This window comes from Sphingomonas sp. KRR8, from assembly GCF_023559245.1.
Classification (GTDB): domain Bacteria; phylum Pseudomonadota; class Alphaproteobacteria; order Sphingomonadales; family Sphingomonadaceae; genus Sphingomicrobium.
This window is the reverse complement of the sequence record NZ_CP097462.1, coordinates 1,811,675-1,831,447: the sequence shown is the minus strand read 5'-3', so window position 1 is coordinate 1,831,447 and position 19,773 is coordinate 1,811,675. Positions and strand designations below refer to the sequence as shown.

At 67.2% G+C, this 19,773-nt stretch carries 19 protein-coding genes and 1 tRNA gene; 9 read left to right on the top strand and 11 right to left on the bottom strand.

Annotation, left to right across the window (positions count from 1 at the left end; genetic code table 11):
* Positions 1-10 precede the first annotated feature (10 nt).
* Complete coding sequence (locus M8312_RS09200) at positions 11-1,627, top strand: lysine--tRNA ligase (protein WP_502957456.1); 1,617 nt, start codon at positions 11-13, stop codon at positions 1,625-1,627.
* On the opposite strand, the gene M8312_RS09195 is transcribed toward M8312_RS09200, so the two are convergent.
* Together M8312_RS09195 and M8312_RS09190 are read right to left on the bottom strand one after the other, a co-directional pair.
* Positions 1,624-2,748, bottom strand: a complete 1,125-nt coding sequence (locus tag M8312_RS09195) for a S41 family peptidase (protein ID WP_250117409.1) — start codon at positions 2,746-2,748, stop codon at positions 1,624-1,626. The genes M8312_RS09200 and M8312_RS09195 overlap by 4 nt on opposite strands.
* A gap of 23 nt (positions 2,749-2,771) precedes the next feature.
* Positions 2,772-2,927: a hypothetical protein gene (locus M8312_RS09190; RefSeq protein WP_250117408.1), complete on the bottom strand. Its 156-nt coding sequence runs from the start codon at positions 2,925-2,927 to the stop codon at positions 2,772-2,774.
* A 62-nt stretch (positions 2,928-2,989) separates the two neighbouring features.
* On the opposite strand from M8312_RS09190, the gene M8312_RS09185 reads away from it, so the two are divergent.
* Complete coding sequence (locus tag M8312_RS09185; RefSeq protein WP_250117407.1) at positions 2,990-3,505, top strand: Lrp/AsnC family transcriptional regulator; 516 nt, start codon at positions 2,990-2,992, stop codon at positions 3,503-3,505.
* Here the strand turns inward: M8312_RS09185 and M8312_RS09180 are convergent.
* Positions 3,499-3,816 (bottom strand): DUF305 domain-containing protein, encoded by a 318-nt coding sequence (locus tag M8312_RS09180; protein ID WP_250117406.1) that lies wholly within the window; start codon positions 3,814-3,816, stop codon positions 3,499-3,501. The two genes, M8312_RS09185 and M8312_RS09180, sit on opposite strands and share 7 nt — an antisense overlap.
* 47 nt (positions 3,817-3,863) lie before the next feature.
* Here M8312_RS09180 and M8312_RS09175 point away from each other — a divergent pair, with 47 nt between their 5' ends.
* A complete protein-coding gene (locus M8312_RS09175; protein WP_250117405.1) occupies positions 3,864-5,171 on the top strand; it encodes a cystathionine gamma-synthase family protein in 1,308 nt (435 codons plus the stop codon).
* Between the two features lie 3 nt (positions 5,172-5,174).
* Here the strand turns inward: M8312_RS09175 and M8312_RS09170 are convergent, their stop codons facing one another.
* The 3 genes from M8312_RS09170 to M8312_RS09160 are packed head-to-tail and all read right to left on the bottom strand — an operon-like array spanning position 5,175 to position 7,335.
* The gene (locus M8312_RS09170; protein ID WP_250117404.1) at positions 5,175-5,840 is read right to left on the bottom strand and encodes an HAD family hydrolase; all 666 of its coding nucleotides are present in this window, start codon (positions 5,838-5,840) and stop codon (positions 5,175-5,177) included.
* A complete protein-coding gene (locus M8312_RS09165) occupies positions 5,837-6,604 on the bottom strand; it encodes an NTP transferase domain-containing protein (RefSeq protein WP_250117403.1) in 768 nt (255 codons plus the stop codon). The genes M8312_RS09170 and M8312_RS09165 overlap by 4 nt, the downstream gene beginning before the upstream one ends.
* Positions 6,601-7,335 (bottom strand): CDP-alcohol phosphatidyltransferase family protein, encoded by a 735-nt coding sequence (locus tag M8312_RS09160; protein ID WP_250117402.1) that lies wholly within the window; start codon positions 7,333-7,335, stop codon positions 6,601-6,603. The genes M8312_RS09165 and M8312_RS09160 overlap by 4 nt, the downstream gene beginning before the upstream one ends.
* 109 nt (positions 7,336-7,444) lie before the next feature.
* Between M8312_RS09160 and M8312_RS09155 the strand changes: the two genes are divergently transcribed.
* From M8312_RS09155 to M8312_RS09140, 4 genes are read left to right on the top strand one after another with little or no spacing between them, the layout of a single operon-like run.
* A complete protein-coding gene (locus M8312_RS09155) occupies positions 7,445-8,524 on the top strand; it encodes an ABC transporter permease (RefSeq protein WP_250117401.1) in 1,080 nt (359 codons plus the stop codon).
* Complete coding sequence (locus M8312_RS09150) at positions 8,524-9,324, top strand: ABC transporter ATP-binding protein (RefSeq protein WP_250117400.1); 801 nt, start codon at positions 8,524-8,526, stop codon at positions 9,322-9,324. Before M8312_RS09155 ends, M8312_RS09150 begins: the two co-directional genes overlap by 1 nt.
* Positions 9,325-9,345: 21 nt before the next feature.
* A complete protein-coding gene (locus tag M8312_RS09145; protein ID WP_250117399.1) occupies positions 9,346-10,299 on the top strand; it encodes an MlaD family protein in 954 nt (317 codons plus the stop codon).
* A complete protein-coding gene (locus M8312_RS09140) occupies positions 10,299-10,874 on the top strand; it encodes an ABC-type transport auxiliary lipoprotein family protein (RefSeq protein WP_250117398.1) in 576 nt (191 codons plus the stop codon). Before M8312_RS09145 ends, M8312_RS09140 begins: the two co-directional genes overlap by 1 nt.
* A gap of 700 nt (positions 10,875-11,574) precedes the next feature.
* Here M8312_RS09140 and pepN read toward each other — a convergent pair.
* Positions 11,575-14,163: an aminopeptidase N gene (gene pepN / locus M8312_RS09135; protein WP_250117397.1), complete on the bottom strand. Its 2,589-nt coding sequence runs from the start codon at positions 14,161-14,163 to the stop codon at positions 11,575-11,577.
* Positions 14,164-14,246: 83 nt separating this feature from the next.
* Here pepN and M8312_RS09130 point away from each other — a divergent pair, with 83 nt between their 5' ends.
* On the top strand, positions 14,247-15,518 hold the full coding sequence (locus M8312_RS09130; protein ID WP_250117396.1) for a M48 family metallopeptidase: 1,272 nt from the start codon (positions 14,247-14,249) through the stop codon (positions 15,516-15,518).
* Here the strand turns inward: M8312_RS09130 and M8312_RS09125 are convergent.
* Genes M8312_RS09125 through M8312_RS09115 form a run of 3 tightly spaced genes read right to left on the bottom strand, consistent with a single transcriptional unit; the run spans position 15,515 to position 18,692 of the window.
* Positions 15,515-16,444 carry a DMT family transporter gene (locus M8312_RS09125; protein WP_250117395.1) on the bottom strand — a complete coding sequence of 310 codons (930 nt, stop codon included), beginning with the start codon at positions 16,442-16,444 and terminating at the stop codon, positions 15,515-15,517. The genes M8312_RS09130 and M8312_RS09125 overlap by 4 nt on opposite strands.
* A complete protein-coding gene (locus tag M8312_RS09120; protein ID WP_250117394.1) occupies positions 16,441-17,445 on the bottom strand; it encodes a threonine aldolase family protein in 1,005 nt (334 codons plus the stop codon). The genes M8312_RS09125 and M8312_RS09120 overlap by 4 nt, the downstream gene beginning before the upstream one ends.
* 50 nt (positions 17,446-17,495) lie before the next feature.
* Positions 17,496-18,692, bottom strand: coding sequence for a glycosyltransferase (locus M8312_RS09115; RefSeq protein WP_250117393.1), 1,197 nt, complete (start codon positions 18,690-18,692; stop codon positions 17,496-17,498).
* A gap of 139 nt (positions 18,693-18,831) precedes the next feature.
* On the opposite strand from M8312_RS09115, the gene M8312_RS09110 reads away from it, so the two are divergent.
* Positions 18,832-19,566 (top strand): DUF2334 domain-containing protein, encoded by a 735-nt coding sequence (locus tag M8312_RS09110; RefSeq protein ID WP_250117392.1) that lies wholly within the window; start codon positions 18,832-18,834, stop codon positions 19,564-19,566.
* 77 nt (positions 19,567-19,643) lie between these two features.
* On the opposite strand, the gene M8312_RS09105 is transcribed toward M8312_RS09110, so the two are convergent.
* Positions 19,644-19,718: transfer RNA gene (locus M8312_RS09105), tRNA-Thr, on the bottom strand.
* Positions 19,719-19,773 lie beyond the last annotated feature (55 nt).

The window sequence follows — 19,773 nt, the reverse complement described above, 5'->3', positions numbered from 1 at the left end:
CTTGACCAACATGGTCGCGGGCGACCAAGGGATCGTCGCAATGAATGCTCCCGACCTCCGCCAAGCCGCCCTCACCTCCAAGACGTGGGTGTTCGAGGAGGCGCGCAAGCTCTTGAAGCGCTGGCCGGAGGGCAAGCCCGACGGTTCGCCGATCGTGTTCGAGACCGGCTACGGACCGTCGGGGCTGCCGCATATCGGCACCTTCACCGAAGTGCTTCGGACGACCTGGGTTCGGCGGGCCTATGAGACGCTGACCGGCGGGACCGTTCCGACCAAGTTGATCGCGTTCAGCGACGACATGGACGGGCTGCGCAAGGTCCCGGACAACGTTCCGCAGCCGGAGCTGCTGCAGGCGGCGCTCGGCCAGCCGCTGACGGCCGTGCCGGACCCCTTCGGTTGTCACGAGAGCTTCGCGCATCACAATAATGCGCTGCTGTGCTCCTTCCTCGACCGGTTCGGGTTCGAATATGAGTTCCTGAGCGCGAGCGACTGCTATCGCTCTGGCCGGTTCGACGACACGCTACGCGAGGTGCTGCGCCGCTTCGACGATATCCTCGGCATCATGCTTCCGACCCTGCGCGAGGAGCGGCGGCAGACCTATTCGCCGGTGCTGCCGATCTCGCCGAGCAGCGGCCGCGTGCTGCAGGTGCCGGTGCGGGTGGTGGATGCGGAGGCCGGCACCATCGCCTTCACCGACGAGGACGGAAGCGAGGTCACGCAATCGGCGCTGGGCGGCATGGCCAAGCTTCAGTGGAAGGTCGACTGGGCGATGCGCTGGGTCGCGCTGGGCGTCGACTACGAAATGGCCGGCAAGGACCTGATCGACAGCACCATCCAGTCCGGCAAGATCGCCCGCGTGCTCGGCGGCCGTCCACCCGAGGGCTTCAACTACGAGATGTTCCTCGACGAGAAGGGCGAGAAGATCTCCAAGTCCAAGGGCAACGGCCTGGGGCTGGACGACTGGCTCAAGTACGGCAGCGAGCGATCCCTGGAATTCTACCTGTTCCGCGAGCCCAAGAAGGCCAAGAGCCTGCACCTCGGCCTGATCCCGCGTGCGGTCGACGAATATTGGCAGTTCCGCGGCAACTGGCCGGGCCAGCCGGTCGAGCAACGGCTCGGCAACCCGGTGCATCACATCCACAACGGCACGGTGCCGGAGCCGGCCACCCTGCCGCTCAATTTCGGGCTGCTGCTCAACCTCACCAGCCTGCCTGGCGTGCAGGACAAGGAAACGGCGTGGCGGTTCGTTCGCCGCTATGCCCCCGACACCTCGCCGGAGAGCAACCCGGAGCTCGACGAGCTGATCGGGCTGGCGGTGAACTATGCCCGCGACTTCGTGGTGCCCGGGCTAAAGCGCCGCCCGCCGCAAGGCCATGAGGTCGAGGCGCTGCGCGAGCTCGACGCGCACCTGGCGCAGCTACCGGCCGACGCGGATGGCGATGCGATCCAGAACGAGGTGTTCGAGATCGGCAAGCGCCACCCGTTCGAGAGCCTCCGTCACTGGTTCCAGGCGCTGTACGAGACGCTGCTCGGCTCGAGCCAAGGCCCGCGCATGGGCAGCTTCATTGCCCTGTATGGCGTCGACAACACCCGCAAGCTGATCGCCGAGGCGCTGGCCAGCGCCTAGCGCGCGCGCAGCTTGTCCTTGTGGACGGGCTCGGCCGGAACCTCGCCGGCGTCGATTCGCACCGCCTCGTCATGGCTGAGCCCGGCGAGCTCGAGCGCCTTGACCAGCGCCAGCTTGGGATCGACCGCGATGTCGGGCTGCACGCCGTCGCCCTCCCAGTCCTTGCCGGTCTTGATGTCGCTGGTGCGGCCGACCGGCATCCACACGGCGAAGTGGTCGTTGATCGGAGCCGGACCGCCGAAGTGGTTGGCGCCCGCCGTCGCTTCGCCGATCAGCGTCCCGCGGCCAGTGGACTTCATCGCCAGGCTGAAATGCTCGCCCGCCGACGCGGTCGCGTTCGAGGTGAGCAGATAGACCTTGGCCCGGCGCAGCGGCGTGTCGGCTCCGGGCGTTGCGGCGTGAATGGCGGTGACCCGGTCAGCCGTCTTGGTGAAGGTGAGGCTGGGCGCCTCGCCGAATGGCGAACCGAACTGGTCGAAGATCGAGCGCGCGGTTTCCATCCGCACCAGCGGGGTCTTGGTGGCGAACAGGTAAGGGAAGATCGTGTCCATCTCGCCCAGGCGACCGCCGTGGTGATTGCGCAGGTCGAAGATCATGGTCGCGGCGCTGCTGTGCTCGGCCATGAACTTGGCGACCGCGGCGACTTCCTCGTCGGTCGAGAGGAAGGCCGTGAAGCGGATGTAGGCGACGCCGGGCGCCAGCCACTTGGCCGACTGGATGAGCGGCGGGAAGTTGCGCGGCATTCCGCCCTGACCGCCGCGCGCGTCCTCCTTGGGCGCCAGCATCACGTGCAAATGCCCGTCCTTGTGCACCGCCTGCAGGTCGTCGGTGAGCAGCTCGGTCAGCGACTTGCGGGTGCCCTGGTCGTAACGGCCGGTCGGCGCATAACGGCGCAGCATGGCGGCATAGGCGCGGCCCTGTTCGGGGATGACGAACTTGGCGGCGAGCTCGTCGGCCAGCCGTGCGGCGACGGCGCGGCCTTCACCGGGCTCCAGCGGTAACTGCTCGTCCGGATCGGCGACCTTGGCGGGGGCCGGGGCGGGCGCCGGTGCCGGCGCTGCTTGGGCGAAGAGCGGCGCGGCAAAGGCGGCGGACAACAACAGGATCGCGGCAAAACGCATGAATAGGTCCTCAGGCGGAAGAATCAGAAGTTCGGCGAACGGGGAGCGAGCAGGACGAAGCGCGCGTCTTCGGCAGCGGCCGGTGGCGGCCCCTGCAGACCGCGGCGAGCGCCGGCCGGCGAACACTGGGGTTGGTGCCCCATCAGTGTCGCAAGCAGCAGCACGCAGACCAACTTCATCGCTCACCTCCCATGAGGCGCCCAGAATAGTTCATCCGGCAAGACAGTTGTGCGCTTTGCTGATGCGCTTCGCGCCAGAATTTGGCACGAACGGCCGGATGCTCGACGAATTCGATCTGGCGCTGCTGGAAGAGGTGCAGCACGACGACGGTCGCACCGCCGACCAATTGGCGGAGCGGGTGGCGCTCAGTCCTTCGGCGATCGCCCGCCGGCTGCGGCGGCTGCGCGGTGAGGGATGGGTCCGTCGTACGGTCGCATTGCTCTCGCCCCGCCTGACCGAACGGCGGCTGCGCGCGCTGGTGCTGGTGCAGCTTGCCGAACATGCGGACCAGGCGCGGAAAGCGGCGCTGCTGCGGCGGCTGGACGGCGCGCCCGAGGTGCAGTTCGCCTACGAAATCGCCGGCAGCCACGACCTGGTGCTGCTACTCGACTGCGCGGACATGGACGACTTCGTCGCGACGGCGGAAGGGCTGCTGGCGGTGGACAGCACGGTGCGCCGTTACGAAAGCCTGTTCGTAAAGCGCGAGCTGAAGTTCGCGCCCTTCGTCCGGCTGTCAGGGCGCCGGCCGGCCTACTGAGCCTTGGGCACGCCGCCGTGCGCCGCGAGCCAGCCCTGCATCTGCGCGATCTCGCGTTGCTGGTCGGCGATCACCTTGGCGGCGAGCGCGCGCATTTGCGGATCGCGGCCGCGGCTGATCTCCTGCCGCGCCATGTCGATCGCACCCTGGTGGTGGGTGATCATCATGGTGGCGAAGTCGCGGTCCTGGTCGCCGCTCATCGGGCCCATCGGATGCGCCATTGCGCCCGAATTCTGCGCCTCGGGCGGGGGCGCGCTGGAGCCGCAGGCGGCGAGCAGGGCGAGAAGCGGGAGGAGGGGCAGGGTACGCATGACCGCCACGCTATCAACTCGGGACCATACGGGCTAGGGAGCGCGCCATGACTGACGAAGCAGAAATGAGCGGCGTGCCTACCAAGCGCGCGCCCAAGCCCTCGCCCACCCATATCGGCAACCACAAGCTCGACGCGTCGACCTTGATGATGGGCTACGGGTTCGATCCTACCCTCAGCGAGGGATCGCTGAAGCCGCCGATCTTCCTCACCTCGACGTTCGTGTTCGAGAATGCGGCGGCGGGTAAGCGCTTCTTCGAAGGCGTCACCGGCAAGCGTCCGGGCGGGGCCGAGGGCCTGATCTATTCGCGCTTCAACGGCCCGAACCAGGAGATCCTCGAAGACCGCCTCGCGCTGTGGGAAGATGCGGAAAGCGCGCTCGCTTTCTCCAGCGGCATGTCCGCCATCGCCACCTTGCTGCTGACCTTCGTCAAGCCGGGCGACGTGGTGGTCCACTCCGGCCCGCTCTACGCCGCCACCGAAACGCTGATCGCCAAGATCCTTGGCAAGTTCGGGGTCAGCTGGCTCGACTTCCCCTCCGGCTCGACCCGTGAGGAGATCGACGCGGTGATCGCCGCCGCCAAGGCCAAGGGCCGAGTGGCGATGATCTACCTCGAGAGCCCCGCCAACCCGACCAACGCGCTGGTCGACGTCGAGGCCGTCCGCGCCGCACGCGATGCGGCGTTCGGCGCCGACGAGCGTCCGCCCATCGCCATCGACAATACCTTCCTCGGGCCGCTGTGGGCCAAGCCGCTGGCGCAGGGCGCCGACGTGTCGGTCTACTCCTTGACCAAATATGCCGGCGGACACAGCGACCTCGTCGCCGGTGGCCTGGTCGGGTCCAAGGCGGTGCTCGATCCGGTGCGGATGATCCGCAACACCATCGGCACCATCCTCGACCCCAACACCGCGTGGATGCTGCTGCGCAGCCTCGAAACGCTGGAACTGCGCATGAGCCGCGCGGGCGAGAATGCCGCCAAGGTCTGCGAATTCCTGCGCACCCACGACAAGGTGGAAAGCGTTGGCTACCTCGGCTTCCTCGAGGAAGGCAGCCGCCAGGCCGACATCTACAAGCGCCATTGCACCGGCGCGGGGTCGACCTTCTCGCTCTACCTGAAGGGCGGCGAGCGCGAAGCCTTCGCCTTCCTCGACAACCTCCAGATCGCGCACCTGGCGGTCAGCCTCGGCGGGACCGAGACGCTCGCCAGCGCACCGGCGGCGATGACTCACCTGAGCGTGCCGGACGAGCGCAAGCAGGCGCTGGGTATCACCGACAATCTCGTGCGGATCAGCATCGGCGTCGAGAATGCCGACGACCTGATCGCTGACTTCGAGAATGCGTTGAGGGCGGTCTAGGCGTTAGCGCCAGTTCTCCACCGGCCATCCCCGCTGCTGTGCCAGTCGGCGCAGCGGCGGGTGCGGGTTCACGGCGACCGGCTCGTCGGCCCATTCGAACACCGGCAGGTCGGAGATGTGGTCCGAGTAGAAGCGCTTGGTGCCCGGCGTGATCGCCTCTTCTGATAACCACAGGTCGAGCATCCGCTTCTTCGCCGGACCGTAGCAGTTCTCGCCATCGATTCTGGCGGCGAGGGTCTCGCCCACGCTGATCACCGTTCCGGTGGCGACCACGTCGTCGAAGCCGAGGCGGTCGGCGATGGCTTCGGCGTAGAGGCGGTAGGATGCGGTGGCGAGAACCAGGCGAAAGCCCTCGGCCTTGTCCCTGGCAATCTGCTGCCGCGCGCCGGGGCAGATGTTGTTCGCTATCGTGCGGTCGGCGAAGCTCTCGACCAGCGGCTTCAGCTCATGCGGGTGGATGTGTCCGCCCAGCATCAGCGCGTGGTTGATCTCCTTCAGCCGCGCGCGGCTGATCGCCTTGGCGACATAGCCCAGCATGGAGGCCACCGCGAGCGGGGTCAGCGCCAGCCGCCACGGCTGCCGCCGCCGGGCGCAATGCAGCAGGAAGCTCGAATAAGTGGCGCGGACGGTGACGGTCCGGTCCATGTCATAGACGGCAAGGTCGGTCATTTCTCTCCGGCGAGGATGGCGCTGACGAGGATGTGGTCGGCCGGCTTGTCGACGTCGATCGCGGCCAGCGGATCGCTCATCACCACCGCTCGCGCCGCCAGGCCGAGCCGCCGGCCGAGCGCCGCCATGGTCTGGTCGAGGTCGCGGACGCGCAGCACGGCGCCGAGGAACAGCGGCAGCCCAAGCTGCAGAAGCACGCGCCAGCCCTTCTTGCGATCCTGCTCGATCGCGCGCCAACGCTCGACCCCGAGCGCCGCCCTCGCGCTGTTGAGGGCGAACAGGTTGGCGCCGCTATAGCCTTCGCCGCCGACCCTGATCCAGGTGCGCTGGGCGCCGGGAAAGCGGCGCAGCATGGCGGTGCGCGCGACGACCCCGATCGCCAGGTCACACCCGGTCGCGGCCGCGGTGAACTGCCCGATCATCTCGGGGGTCAGCAGCGCGTGGTCGGCGGTGGTCACCAGCAGCGGGAAGCGGGTGCCCGGGTCCGCCAGCAGATCGGTCAGCGTGCTCGCGATCGTCTCGCCCGAGGCAGCAAGGCGAATGCGCGGGTCGGCCGGCAGGACGCCCGCGAGCCGCTCCGGCTGCTGCGTCAGCACCAGAATGTCGCTGACCTCTGGCGCGGCGAGCAGCGACCGCAGCGGACGAAGCACCATCGGCTCACCCGCCACCGGCAGCAGCGGCTTGTAATCGACCCCGAGCGAGCGGCTCAGCGGATCGCCGCCCGGGCGTGAGCCCGCCAGCAGGACGGCGGTCCAGCCGCTCATCCCTCCACGCTCTCGTGGAACGGACGAATCGGCTCGCCACGGTCGGCGCGGGCCTCGGCGGTGGCCAGCCGGAGCGCCAGCACGATGGTGCTGATCAGTGACCAGAAGGCGCCCACCTCGACCCCCAGGTCCGGCCTTCCCACGACCAGGCTGGCGAGCAGGATCACGAACAGGCTGTCGCGCCGCGCGGTGACCATCCGGAACAGCCGGTCACCGGGCCGCCAGTCGTGCAGCTGAATTCCGAAGCGCACGCGGAACCAGCCCTCGATCAGCAGTCCCACGACATGGCCGCCGACCATGATCAGCAGCAGTGAGCCCTTGTACACTTCCTCGAGCTGGTGTCCCGCCGCGCCAAGCCCGTGGACCCACGCCCACCACCAGAAGGGCGGGGCGATGAAGTCGATTCCGCGATCCAGCAGATTGCCTGCCCGGCTGACTTGCCCGGTGAGCCGGGCCAGCGTCCCATCCACGCTGTCCAGCAACAGGGTCAGCAGTGCGGCCAGGCTCCCAAGCCACAGATACCCGCGCCAGAACAGGACAGCCGCCGCGACGCAGAAGGCGAAGCCCGCCAGCGTCACCACGATCGGATGAAGGCCCGCGCCTACGGCCGCGCGGGTCAGCACCAGCGCCGGAGCACGCCAAACCCAGCGCGGCAGCGGGTCGACCAGATGCGCGCGCGCCGCCGTGAAGCGGCTGCCGAAATCGGCCGGGTCGTGGGCTGCGCTGTCCATCGCCGTCCCTGCTTGGCCGGGCGCTGGCGGCGGAGCAAGCGCGATCCTGCACGCATGACAAGATGACAGCGGTTGTCTTGCCGCGCTCTTTCGCGCATCTCGTCGGGCAATGGCGACGGCAGCGCAACGACCCGACAACGTCTTCGCCCCCCATGGTGCGATGACCATCGCCCGTGTCGGCTCCATGAGCCGCGAGCTCGACGCCTTGCCCGACCCGGTGACGATCGACCTCGCCGGGGTCGAGCGGATGGACACGGTCGGGGCTTACCTTATTCATCGGGCGGTCCGCGATCGCGGCGCCAACCTGGTCGGCGCCAGCAAGCAGTATGGCGACCTGCTGGAGCAGGTGGCGGAGGCCGATCACCCGGCCCCGGTGATTCCCGAAAAACAGGGCGGCGTGGTCGCCGAGATCGGCGCCTGGACCATCGAGAGCGGCCGCACGCTCACGGGCCTGATCGGTTTCTTCGGCGCGACCCTGGTCGGCTTCGCGACCCTGATCCGGCGCCCGCGGCGGTTCCGCGTCAACGCCGTGGTCCAGGGCTTCGACGTGGTCGGGGTCCGCGCGCTCGGCATCATCGGGCTGATGAGCTTCCTCATCGGCATCGTCATCGGCCAGCAGGGCGCGGTGCAGCTCCAGCAGTTCGGCGCGGAGGTCTATACCATCAACCTGATCGGCCGGATCACCGTCCGCGAGCTGGGCCCCCTGATGACCGCCATCATGGTCGCCGGGCGATCGGGCTCGGCCTTCGCGGCGCAGATCGGGACCATGAAGATCACCGAGGAGGTGGACGCCATGCGGACCATCGGCGTTTCCCCGATCGAGGCGCTGGTGATCCCTCGCCTGCTGGCGGCGGTCTCGATGATGCCGCTGCTCGCCTTCTGGGCCATGCTGACCAGCATCATCGGCGGCGGGCTGTTCTGCTGGGTCGGGCTTGGCATTCCGCCGATCACCTACGTCCAGCGCATCGCCGAAGTGGTGCCGACGACCGACCTGTGGGTCGGCCTGATCAAGGCGCCGGTGTTCGGCTTCATCATCGCCTTGGCCGGCTGCTTCCAGGGCATGCTGGTGGCGAACGACAGCGAGCAGGTCGGGCTCAAGACCACCGCCGCCGTGGTCCAGTCGATCTTCATGGTGATCGTGCTCGACGCCGTGTTCGCGGTCTTCTTCAGCTCACTCGGGTGGATCTGATGGCGGTCGCCGCCGGCGGGCCGCGCATCGACACGGATGGTCCGCCCATCATCAGCGTGCACGGCCTGCGCAACAGCTTCGGTGAACAGGTCATCCACGAGGACCTCGACCTCGAGGTCCGCCGGGGCGAGATCATCGGCGTGGTCGGCGGCTCGGGTACGGGCAAGTCGGTGCTGATGCGCTCGATCATCGGGCTGCAGACGCCGGACGCGGGCGAGATCAGCGTGCTCGGCGAGAACATGATCGGCCGCGACGAGGCGGAGGCGAAGAACATCCGCCGCCGCTGGGGCATCCTGTTCCAGAACGGCGCGCTCTTCTCGACCCTGACCGTGGCCGAGAATGTCGAGGTGCCGATCCGGGAATATTTCCCCTTCATCAAGCCGCCGCTGCTCGATGAAATCGCCAGCTACAAGATCGCCATGTCCGGCCTCTCGCCGGACACTGGCGCCAAATATCCGGCGGAGCTGTCGGGCGGCATGCGCAAGCGCGCCGGCCTGGCGCGGGCGCTGGCACTCGATCCGGAATTGCTGTTCCTCGATGAGCCGACGGCCGGTCTCGATCCGATCGGCGCGCAAGCCTTCGACCAGCTGATCCTGGACCTGCGCGCCCGTCTGGACCTCACGGTCTTCCTCATCACCCACGACCTCGACAGCCTGTACGCCATCTGCGACCGGGTCGCGGTGCTGGCTGACCGCAGGGTCGTCGCCGTCGACACCATTGATCGGTTATTGAAACTCGACCATCCGTGGATTCAAGAATATTTCAACGGGCCGCGCGGACGCGCTGCGGCGGCAGCGTGAGACGGGAGTAGCGGCGACCTTATGGAAACCCGATCCAACCATGTGCTGGTGGGTGGCGTCGTGCTCGGCCTCCTGGCCGGGCTATTGCTGTTCTTCGTCTGGATCAGCGGCGTCAACACCGAGAAGCGCAAGTGCTTCGACATCTACTTCAGCCAGGGTGTCGGCGGGCTCAACAAAGGCTCCAACGTCAGCTTCTCGGGCGTTCCGGTGGGCCAGATCACGAAGATCAGCCTGCTGCCCGACCGGCCCGAATTCGTCTGGGTCCGCATCGAGGTAGAGGACAAGACGCCGGTGCTGCAGGGCACCACCGCCCAGATCAAGGGTGTCGGCTTCACCGGCGTGAGCGAGATCCAGCTCGACGGTGCGGTCAAGGGCGCCAAGCCGCTCGACATCGCGGGGCCGCAAGGCTGCCCGGTGGTGCCAAGCTCGGCCGGCGGCCTTGGTGCGCTGCTCAACAGCGCGCCGGAACTGCTCGACCGCATCCAGCGGCTGACCGAACGCCTGACCGAGCTGCTCAGCGACAAGAACCAGAACGCCATCAGCGACATCCTCGAAAATGTCGACAAAACCAGCCGCGTGCTCGCGCAGCGGGCGCCGGAGATGGCCGACACGCTGAAGGAAGCACAGATCGCCGCGCGCAATGCGGGTGAGGCCGCCAACCAGGTTGCCAAGCTTGCCAACAACACCAGTCGCCTGGTCGACGAGGAGGGCCGCCCGGCGGCTCAGGACCTCAGGAAGTCGATCGCCTCCATCCAGCAGACGACCGCCAACATCGACGCGCTGGTCGCCGACGCCCGGCCCGGCGTTCAGAACCTCAGCAAGTCCACGCTGCCGGAGGTCAACCGGCTGGTGCATGACTTGCGCCAGCTGACCACCAGCATGCAGGGCGTGACCGAACGGCTCGACCAGGGCGGGGTCACCGGCATTCTTGGCAGCCCCAAGCTGCCCGACCACCAAGCGAGAAAGGGCCGCTGATGCGCGCCGTGACATTCCTGCCGGCCGCCGCGGCGCTGGTTCTGACCGCCTGTTTCGGCGGAAAGCCGCCGCCTACCCTGCTGACCCTCACGCCATCGGCCGCGCCCGTCGCCATCCAGCGCAGCGCCGCCGCCGGGCAGGCGGTGACGATCGACGTGCCGCTGGTCGCCCGCGAGATCCGCCAGGTGCGCGTCCCCGTGCTCGAGCGGCCGGGCGAGATCACCTACATCAAGGGCCTGCAATATACCGCGACGCCCGACCAGCTGTTCCAGGCCCTGGTCAGCGAAACGGTGCGGCGAACTACCAACCGCGTGGTGCTGGAGCCGGGCCAGACCGCGCTCGACCCGGGCCTTCGCGTCAGCGGAACGCTTCAGCGCTTCGGTTACGACGCGGCGTCACGCCAGGTGATCGTGACCTATGACGCGACCCTGGCGACCCAGGGCGGCGCTCAGGTCGAAACCCGCCGGTTCGAAGCGACGGCGCCCGCCGACGGCACCCCGGCGACGGTCGGCCCGGCGCTCAACCAGGCGGCCAATGCGGTGGCAACTCAGGTCGCTGGCTGGGTCGGCGGCTGAGGCTGCGGAAGGATTGTTGAACCTCGCGGACTGATGTCCGCTTCCGACCCATTGCGGACGTTCTGTGTTCACAATAGCTGATGCTTGTGAATAGCTCATCAAGCAGGGAAAGCTGGTTTCGCTTTGCTCACTCCTGCCTTCTGGGCTTCATTGGCGTGGCGATTAACCTTTACGGGCTGCTGATGGGGGAGTGTCTCCCTCGTGATGACAGCCCAGCAATGCGCGCTTGCGATGTCTCCAAGGCAAGAGAGCTCACGCTCTTCCTGCCTCTGCTGGCTCTTTGGTTCGCGATAACGCTGTGGCTTCAAGTTCGCAGGTCATCTTGGGCGCGAATTCTCGCCGTGCTGCTCACAATTGTGACGTCGCTTTCTGTGCGACTTATCGAAAGTATCTGGACCGCAGTCGGATAATTCGTTGTCTGCTTTCCACCCAAAGCAGACATTCCAGCTTGCAGAGTAGGATTGCGGCTGCTTGGCTACCCGCTCGGGTGACCGCGCCTTCGGCAATCGCACGCGCCCCGAGACGCCCTCCAGCGAGGGAACCTCTGCCCTGCCGAAGGTCACAGCAGGGAAACTTCGCTGGTCGGATTGGTGACCTGGTCCAGCGCCAAAATCGGCCAGAGTTTGCGGCCGATACGCGCACTGGTTACGCCCTCACCAGGGAAACTCCGTGACCCGGCGGGGCTCGCCCGGAAAGGCGCTTAGCCCAGGCTCTTGCTGACCTGTTCGAACACATCCTTGCTGAGGTTCGGCTGGGCAAAGATGCGATCAAGCGCCTTGCGCATCAGCGCGGCCCGGCCCGGCTCCAGCTTGCGCCAGCGACCGAGCGCCGGGACGAAGCGCGCGGCTGTTTGCGGGTTGATGGCGTCCGTCTTGAGAATGACGTCGGCCAGCCATTCGTAGCCCCGCCCATCGGCGCGGTGGAAGGCGAACGGCGTCGCCGCGAAGCTGCCGGCCAGCGCGCGCAGGCGGTTGGGGTTCGCCATCGTGAAGTCAGGATGAGCGGCCAGCTGCACGACCCGGTCGAGCGTCGCATCCGAGGGCACCGACGCCTGGATGCCGAACCATTTGTCGATGACCAGGGCATCCGCCTTGAAGCGATTGAAGAAGTCGGCCAGCGCCGCATCCGCCTGCGGCCCGCCAAGCATGGCGAGGACGCCGAGCGCCGACTGCCGCTCGGTCATGGTGCGAGCCGACTCATACTGCTCCCGCGCAAGCTCCCGGGCGAGGTCCGGGTCCGCCGCGGCGAGGTAGCCGAGGGTGGTCGCGCGCAACCGGCGCAGGCCCTTGTCCTCGCCGGAAAGGCTCTCCGGATTGGCTCTGGAGGCCGCGTCATAATGGTCGCGCAGCTCGGTCTTCAGCGCGGTCCCGATCGCCGCCCGCAACGTGTCGCGAACACGGTGGATGACCGCCGGATCGCTGGTCTCGCGCCGTTCGGCTAGCATGGTTTCGCTTGGCAGCAGCAGTGCGTCGGCCTTGAGGGCGGGATCAAGCGCATTGCTGGTCAGCGTGGCGCGCGCCGCGGCGATTACCGGCTCCGCATTCAACGGGCCCTCGTTGATGCCGGATAGCAGCTCGCGCAGCATCAGCTCCTGCAAGGCCTCGTAGCGCGCGAAGCTGTCGGTGTCCGACACGGCCAGCGCCTCCAGCTCACCCGGCTGGCGGGCGACGTCCATGATCACGGGCGCGGAGAAATTGCGGTTGATGGACAGCAGGGCCGGCTCGGTCAGCCCGTCGAAGCGGATGCTCTGTTCGCCCTCGGTCAGCAGGATCACCTGCTCAGGCACCAGCTCGCGGCCGCTGTCCCGGCCGATCAGCGCCGTCTTGAGCGGGAGCACGACCGGATGCTTGTCGGCTTGGCCGGGCGTCGGCGGCGTTTGCTGGCTGAGGTGCAGCGTGGCGCCGTCATCATCCTGCTCGAGCCGGGCACTGACCTTGGGCGTCCCCGCCTGGGCATACCAGCGGCGAAACTGGGTGAGGTCGCGGCCGCTGGCGTCTTCCAGCGCCTTGACGAAATCCTCGCAGGTAACCGCCTGTCCGTCGTGCCGCTCGAAATAGAGGTCGGTGCCTTTGCGGTAATCCTCCGCCCCAAGGATTGTCCGGAGCATGCGGATCACCTCCGCGCCCTTGTTGTAGACGGTGGCGGTGTAGAAGTTGGTGATCTCGATATAGCTGTCGGGCCGGATGGGGTGAGCTAGCGGTCCGGCGTCCTCGGGGAATTGCGCGGCGCGCAGGGTGCGGACCTGGTCGATCCGCTCGACCGCCGGGCTGCCCATCGCCTCGCTGAAGCTCTGGTCGCGGAAGACGGTCAGGCCTTCCTTCAGCGACAGCTGGAACCAATCGCGGCAGGTGACCCGGTCGCCCGACCAGTTGTGGAAATATTCGTGCGCGACCACGGCGGCGATGGCGTCGAAGTCGCCGTCGCTGGCGGTCTCCCGGTCGGCCAGCACGTAGCGCGTGTTGAAGATGTTGAGACCCTTGTTCTCCATCGCGCCGAAGTTGAAATCGCTGACGGCGACGATGTTGAACCGGTCGAGGTCATATTCCCGGCCATAGGCCTGCTCGTCCCACGCCATCGCCTGCTTCAGCGCCCACATGGCGTGCCCGGTCTTGGGCAGGTCGGCCTCACGCACCCAAATGCCAAGCTCGACCTCGCGGCCGGTCATGGTTGTGAAGCTGTCGCGGTTCACGGCGAGGTCGCCGGCGACCAGCGCGAAAAGGTAGCAGGGCTTGGGGAAAGGGTCTTCCCACTCGGCCCAATGAGTGCCGTTCTCACCCTCACCGGTGGCAAGTGGATTGCCGTTAGAAAGCAGGACGGGGAAAGCCGTCCGGTCCGCGCTCATCCGGACCCGATACTTGCTGAGCACGTCGGGCCGGTCGGGGAAATAGGTGATGCGGCGGAAGCCCTGGCTTTCGCACTGGGTGCAGAGCAGGCCGCCGGAGGAATAGAGCCCCATCAGCTTGGTATTGGTGGCCGGGCGGATGGCGACTTCGGTTTCCACCACGGCGGTGGCGCCGGTCAGGTCGATGACCAGCTGATCGTCCTCGATCAGCAGTTCGCGCGGTTCCCCGTCGACGCGAAGGGAAAGCAGATCGAGCTCCTCGCCCGCAAGACGCAGCGGAAGGTCGTGCTCGCCGTTCCGGCTGACCTCCAGCCGGGAGCGGACAATCGTGCGCTCGGGGTCGAGCGTGAAGTCCAGCGCGATCGCCGGCACCAGCCAGTCCGGCGGTCGGTAGTCGGCACGGTGAATGGCGGAAGGGGCAGCGGGCGCGGTACGGACATCAAGCATAGAGCGGACTTAGGGTCGCCGTGGGGCAGGCGCTAGCCCTAGCGAATCCCATCGGCTACGACCGTCACGGGGGAGGAACGATCATGCAGCTGCTGATGATGGCCGCCGGCAGTGCGCCGGCAGCCGGCGGGTTCGACGTCGACCAAGCGACGCAGGCCTATATGGCGATGGTTCAGGGCGCCGCGCGAGCGCGGTCCGACGCCTATTTTGAAGGCGGCTACTGGCTGCTGCTGTGGAATGCCTTGCTGAGCGTACTGATAAACTGGGCGTTGCTTCACTTCGGCTGGTCGGCGCGCTGGAGTGCTTGGGCCAGGCGGGTCGGCAAGGGGCCGACGCGGCGAGTGATGCTGTACGTCATCCCTTATCTATTGGTGACGACCCTCATCCTGCTGCCGTGGAGCCTCTACACCGGTTATTTCCGCGAGCATCAGTACGGTTTGTCCAACCTGTCGATGGCGGGCTGGTTCGGCGAAGAAGGCAAGGACCTGCTCGTCAACCTGGTGGTCGGACCGCTGATCATTGCGGGCATCTTCGCCGTGATCCGCCGCGCGCCACGCAGCTGGTGGGTGTGGGGCGCGCTGGTGATGACCAGCTTCACCGCGCTTGGTGCGCTGGTGTTCCCCGTGCTCATCGCGCCCCTGTTCAACCAATATACGCCGATGCAGCCGGGGCCTTTGCGTGACCAGATCCTGGCCATGGCGCATGCCCAGCACATTCCGGCCGACAACATCTACGTGTCCGACGCTTCCAGGCAGAGCGACCGAATTTCGGCCAATGTCTCCGGTCTTGGGCCGACGGTGCGGATCACGCTGAACGACAATCTTCTCAAGCGCGTCTCACCGCCCGGAGTGAAGGCGGTGATGGGTCACGAGATGGGGCATTATATGCTCAATCACGTGGTCTCCCTGATTGGTGAGTTCGCGCTGGTGTGGCTGCTGGTCTTCTTCCTCTTGTGGTGGCTCTCGCCCCGCCTGCTCAAGCGGCATGCCGGCCGCTGGAAGGTCAGCGATCCCGCTGATCCCGCCGCGCTTCCGCTCTACGTGGCGCTCGGCAGCGCAATCATGCTGCTGCTGACCCCAGTCACGAACAGCATCACTCGGGTGCACGAGATCGAGGCGGACGCCTTCGGGCTCGACGCGGCAAGGGAGCCGGACGGCTTCGCGGGTGTGTCGATGATGCTGGGCGAATATCGCAAGCTGCAGCCCGGCCGGCTCGAAGAAATCATCTTCTTCGACCATCCCTCGGGCTACAACCGGGTACGCAGGTCGATGGAGTGGAAGGCGCAGCATTTGAATGAACTGCCGCCCGAGCAGCGCGGGATCATGCGTCCAGCGCCGCTGCCGGCCAAGTTCTAGTCGGACGGAGGAGCCGGCGTCGCCGGGCGCCGGCTCATCAGCGCCAGCAGCATTCCGCCAATCGCAAGGATCGCGCCGCCCGCGGATAGCGCTGTCCACCGGTAGCCTTCGAAGGCGGTCGACAGCGCCATGGCGACGATCGGCACCAGCGCGCTGCTGTAGGCCGCCTTGCCCGGTCCGATCTTGCGCACCACCGGGAAGTACAGGGTGAAGCAGACCGCCGAGGCGAGCAGCGCCAGATAGACGAGCCCGCCCCAGTAAGCGGGACGCAGATCGAGCACCGGCGGTCCCGCGACGATCACTGCAACGGTCGCGTCCGCGATGGCGCCGGCCAGCATCGACCATGCGAGCAGGGTCAGAATGGGAATGTGTCGCGCCCGTTCGGTCGCCTGCACGACGTTGCTGATCGACGCGCCGAGCACACCGCACAGCGTCCAGCCAATGCCAAGCAGGACGTGCCAGCTGTTCGCCTGATCACGCTCCAGTTCCTGCCAGAAGAGCAGGCTGATGCCGGCAATGGCGATCCCCGAACAGGCAAGAAATCGGCCGCCCGGACGCTGGCCGAGAAGCAGCCAGGCAAACAGGCTGTTGGGGACCAGCAGCAGCGCAAAGACCGTCGCGACCAGCCCCGAGGTGATGAAATGCTCGGCCACATAGACCGAGTTGAAGTTGACGCAGAATTGGAACAGCCCGACCAGCGCGGGCAGCCACCAGTCGCGCCGCTCGACGCGGAGCGGGCTGCGCTTGACGAGCGCAATGGCGAACATGGCTCCGGCGGCGATCGCGAACCGGTAGGCGACCGACCATTGCGGCGGAACCGCGCCCAGCTGGTCGCGAATGACGATCCAGGTCGAACCCCAGATCAGCGTGAAGATGATGAAGGGGAGGACGACCCCGTGAACTGGACGTCCTTCGACGTCCTTCACAGGGCCCGGATCGCGTCCGCGAGGCGGTCAACCGCAGCGAGGTCCTGGTCCCAGCTGGTCACCATCCGTGCTTCGCCGACGCCCCAGTCATAAAAGTCGAACCCGGCCGAGCGGAGGCGGGCGGCCTCGTGGGCGTTCAAGCGCAGGAACACCTCGTTGGCCTGGACCGGATGAACCAGTCGCTCAGCGCCGGCTGCCCGGGCGAGCCGCTGCGCCGCTTCATTGGCATTGCGGGCGTTGGCGAGCCAGCGATCGTCCTCGATCATCGCCAGCAGCTGCGCCGCGAGATAGCGGCCCTTGCTAAGTAGGTGGCCCGACCGCTTGCGCAGGCGACGGGTCGGATCAGCCAGCGCCGAATCGAACAGGATCAGCGCTTCGGCCGACAGTCCGCCATTCTTGACGCAACCGAAGCTCAGCGCCTCCACCCCCGCCCGCCAGGTGAGGTCGGCCGGCGACGCCCCCGTCGAGACCACCGCATTGGCGAAGCGAGCACCGTCCAAGTGGAAGCGGAGCCCGTGCGTCTTCGCCCATGCGCCAAGCGCCGCGGTCTCCTCGGGCGAATAGGTCAGCCCATATTCGCTGGCATTAGTGATCGACAGGGCGCCCGGCTGAACCTGGTGGACGTCGCGGCGGATGCGGCTGCGCGCATCCTCCACCGCATCCACGGTCAGCTTGGCGCCCGGACCGTCGACCAGCAGCAGCTTGGCTCCCCCGGTGAAAAACTCGGGCGCGCCGGCCTCGTCCACGTTGATGTGCGCTTCGCGGTGGCACAGGACGCCACCATAAGGCGGCACCATCGATGCCAGGGCGAGGCAGTTGGCGGCGGTTCCGGTGGTGACCCACAGTGCGGTGACCGGCGTCTCGAACAGGTCGGAAAAGGCCGCGTCCAGTCGCTGCGACCAGCCATCGCCGTCGTAAGCGGTATCGAGCCGGTCGGCCTCGGCCAGTGAGGCGAGCACCGCCGGGTGCGCGGCGGCGGCGTTATCGGAGAAGAAGCGCATTGCGGGGTGAGTGACGGCTGCCGCGCGTCGGGTCAACCGAGCCGATCAGGTCAGGCGAGCGCCGCGAGCCGCGGCATGATCTCGGCGGGAAGCGAGCCACCGAGACGGCGGTAGCGGTCGAACAGCTCCACGAAATGATCGTCCATGGTCCGCGTGGTCGCATTCGCGCCGGCGAGCGCCCTGGCGCGGCCCGGGCCACCATCAACGAAGCGGACGATCGCGTCGCTGAGCGACTGGCGGTCTGCCGCCACGTAACGTTGCCCCGCGCCGGCCAGGTAATGGCTCGCGGCACCTCCGAAGTCAGGAACGATCAGCGGCAGCCCGCTGGCCCGCGCTTCGGCGGCGGCCATGCAGAAAGTCTCGGACTCGCAGCCGTGGACCAGCGCATCCGCGCTGGCGAGCAGGGTCGCGAGCGCGTCCCGGTCGCGGATCGGATTGCCGACCGAGACATGGCGGCAGTTGGCGGCAAGCTTCTCAAGCTTCGCCCGCGCATTGCCATCGCCGACCAGCAACAGGCCAACGGGGCGGCTGGCGGAAGTCTGCTCGACCGCGCGCATTACCATCGCCCAGCGCTTTTCGGCGGCGAACCGCCCCAGTCCCAGCAGCAGGGTGGCGCCGCGGGGTAGTCCCAACCGGCACAGTAGCTCTTCACGCAGACCTTCGTCCCGCAGCGACGGCGAAAAGGTGTCTGGCTCCACGCCCATTGGCACGGTCGCAACGTTCTTGAGGCCACCCGCGCGCAGTCGCTCCGACAGGCTTTGATTGGCGCTGACGACCAAGTCGTACATCCCGTCGAGCCCGCGCAGGTGCCGCCAGAACCAGTTGAACCACCGGTCGATCGTCTTGCGCTCGGCGACCTTGCCGAACCAGCGATAGGCATAACTGGCGAGCGGGTCGGCGTGCATCACCAGGCTACGGGTCGCCGCGCCTTGCCAGCGTCCGACGTGCGTGGCGCTCGACCAGGGTGAGCTGGCTTCGACATGATCAGGGCGCCAGTGATCGAGGGCGCCGTGCAGTGCGGCTTCGTCGGCGAAGTAATGATAGCGGCGATCGACCGGCAGTTCAGGGTTGCGCAGGGTGGCGATCACCGCCCCCGGTGCTACCTCGCTCCAGCCGTCCTCGGCACCGGGCGCGAGAAGGATCATTTCATGGCCGAGTGCCGTCGCCACCTCGAGCTTGCGCTCCAGATAAGTTTTTACGCCACCGCCGTGCGGAGTGTAAAAAGCGCAGACGTCTACAATCCGCATGACGGCTCTGGTCGATCCTAATTGTTACGGTTACTGAGTAGGCCCGTGTGACTGAACCGTCATTTTCCGCCAAATGAAGAATATGTCACATCGTCACCTTGTCATAGCGGTGGCCGAAAAGACACGCCATTAGCCTCCCATGTCCCGCCGTCTGCTGCTCGCATCCGTCCACGACGTCTCGCCTCGCTTCGAGCGCGAGGTCGATGCCCTCCTTGAGCGGCTCGCTCCCGTCACGGGCCAGAAGGTCGCTCTGCTGGCCGTACCCGATCATTGGGGCAGCGCGCCGATTCTGTCGGGAACGCCCTTCGCCACCCGGCTGCGGGGCTGGGCCGAGCGCGGGCACGAGGTGTTCCTGCACGGTTGGTTCCACCAGGACCGAAGCGCGCATGACAGCGCCGCCGCTCGGTTCCGCGCAAAACACATGACCGCTGGCGAGGGCGAATTCCTCGGGCTTGAAAAACGGGATGCGGAGCGGCGGATCCGTGATGGACGTGCCCTGCTGGAGGATGTCACCGGCAAGCCGATCGCCGGCTTCATCGCGCCGGCCTGGCTCTATGGCGCGGGTGCTCATGAGGCGCTCCACGCTTGCGGCGTGGCCATGGCCGAGGATCACTGGAAAGTCTGGTCGCCGCGCACCGGCAAGGTGCTGGCACGCAGTCCGGTGGTGACTTGGGCCACCCGCTCCCCCGCGCGCCTGCGTTCGTCCCTGTGGGCGGCGGCGGCCTTGCGGACCCTGCCGATGCCGGGCGTCATGCGCCTCGCGGTGCATCCGCCCGACATCCGTTCCGATGTGGCGATGGCCAGTGTGCAGAAGACGTTGGCGGCGCTTGCGCGGACGCGGCGCTGTGGGGCGTATGCGGAGCTGGCGGGGTAGGTGGTGCGTTCTACGGGCCGCCATTCGGCGGACTTTCGCCCGCGACCGTCCCCCGGACGGTCGCTGATGGTCGAAAGTGGTGCTGCCGGTGAGGATTGAACTCACGACCTCAGCCTTACCAAGGATGCGCTCTACCACTGAGCTACGGCAGCACTGTCCGGAGACGGGCGGGCCTATGGCCGTGGCCTCCGCCCCATGTCAAGGTAA

What these genes read in the sequence shown, in the direction of transcription:
- M8312_RS09200 (WP_502957456.1), top strand. Translation starts at nt 11, where the DNA reads ATGGTCGCGGGCGACCAAGGGATCGTCGCAATGAATGCTCCCGACCTC.
- M8312_RS09195 (WP_250117409.1), bottom strand. Translation starts at nt 2,748, where the DNA reads ATGCGTTTTGCCGCGATCCTGTTGTTGTCCGCCGCCTTTGCCGCGCCG.
- M8312_RS09190 (WP_250117408.1), bottom strand. Translation starts at nt 2,927, where the DNA reads ATGAAGTTGGTCTGCGTGCTGCTGCTTGCGACACTGATGGGGCACCAA.
- M8312_RS09185 (WP_250117407.1), top strand. Translation starts at nt 2,990, where the DNA reads ATGCGCTTCGCGCCAGAATTTGGCACGAACGGCCGGATGCTCGACGAA.
- M8312_RS09180 (WP_250117406.1), bottom strand. Translation starts at nt 3,816, where the DNA reads ATGCGTACCCTGCCCCTCCTCCCGCTTCTCGCCCTGCTCGCCGCCTGC.
- M8312_RS09175 (WP_250117405.1), top strand. Translation starts at nt 3,864, where the DNA reads ATGACTGACGAAGCAGAAATGAGCGGCGTGCCTACCAAGCGCGCGCCC.
- M8312_RS09170 (WP_250117404.1), bottom strand. Translation starts at nt 5,840, where the DNA reads ATGACCGACCTTGCCGTCTATGACATGGACCGGACCGTCACCGTCCGC.
- M8312_RS09165 (WP_250117403.1), bottom strand. Translation starts at nt 6,604, where the DNA reads ATGAGCGGCTGGACCGCCGTCCTGCTGGCGGGCTCACGCCCGGGCGGC.
- M8312_RS09160 (WP_250117402.1), bottom strand. Translation starts at nt 7,335, where the DNA reads ATGGACAGCGCAGCCCACGACCCGGCCGATTTCGGCAGCCGCTTCACG.
- M8312_RS09155 (WP_250117401.1), top strand. Translation starts at nt 7,445, where the DNA reads ATGGCGACGGCAGCGCAACGACCCGACAACGTCTTCGCCCCCCATGGT.
- M8312_RS09150 (WP_250117400.1), top strand. Translation starts at nt 8,524, where the DNA reads ATGGCGGTCGCCGCCGGCGGGCCGCGCATCGACACGGATGGTCCGCCC.
- M8312_RS09145 (WP_250117399.1), top strand. Translation starts at nt 9,346, where the DNA reads ATGGAAACCCGATCCAACCATGTGCTGGTGGGTGGCGTCGTGCTCGGC.
- M8312_RS09140 (WP_250117398.1), top strand. Translation starts at nt 10,299, where the DNA reads ATGCGCGCCGTGACATTCCTGCCGGCCGCCGCGGCGCTGGTTCTGACC.
- pepN (WP_250117397.1), bottom strand. Translation starts at nt 14,163, where the DNA reads ATGCTTGATGTCCGTACCGCGCCCGCTGCCCCTTCCGCCATTCACCGT.
- M8312_RS09130 (WP_250117396.1), top strand. Translation starts at nt 14,247, where the DNA reads ATGCAGCTGCTGATGATGGCCGCCGGCAGTGCGCCGGCAGCCGGCGGG.
- M8312_RS09120 (WP_250117394.1), bottom strand. Translation starts at nt 17,445, where the DNA reads ATGCGCTTCTTCTCCGATAACGCCGCCGCCGCGCACCCGGCGGTGCTC.
- M8312_RS09115 (WP_250117393.1), bottom strand. Translation starts at nt 18,692, where the DNA reads ATGCGGATTGTAGACGTCTGCGCTTTTTACACTCCGCACGGCGGTGGC.
- M8312_RS09110 (WP_250117392.1), top strand. Translation starts at nt 18,832, where the DNA reads ATGTCCCGCCGTCTGCTGCTCGCATCCGTCCACGACGTCTCGCCTCGC.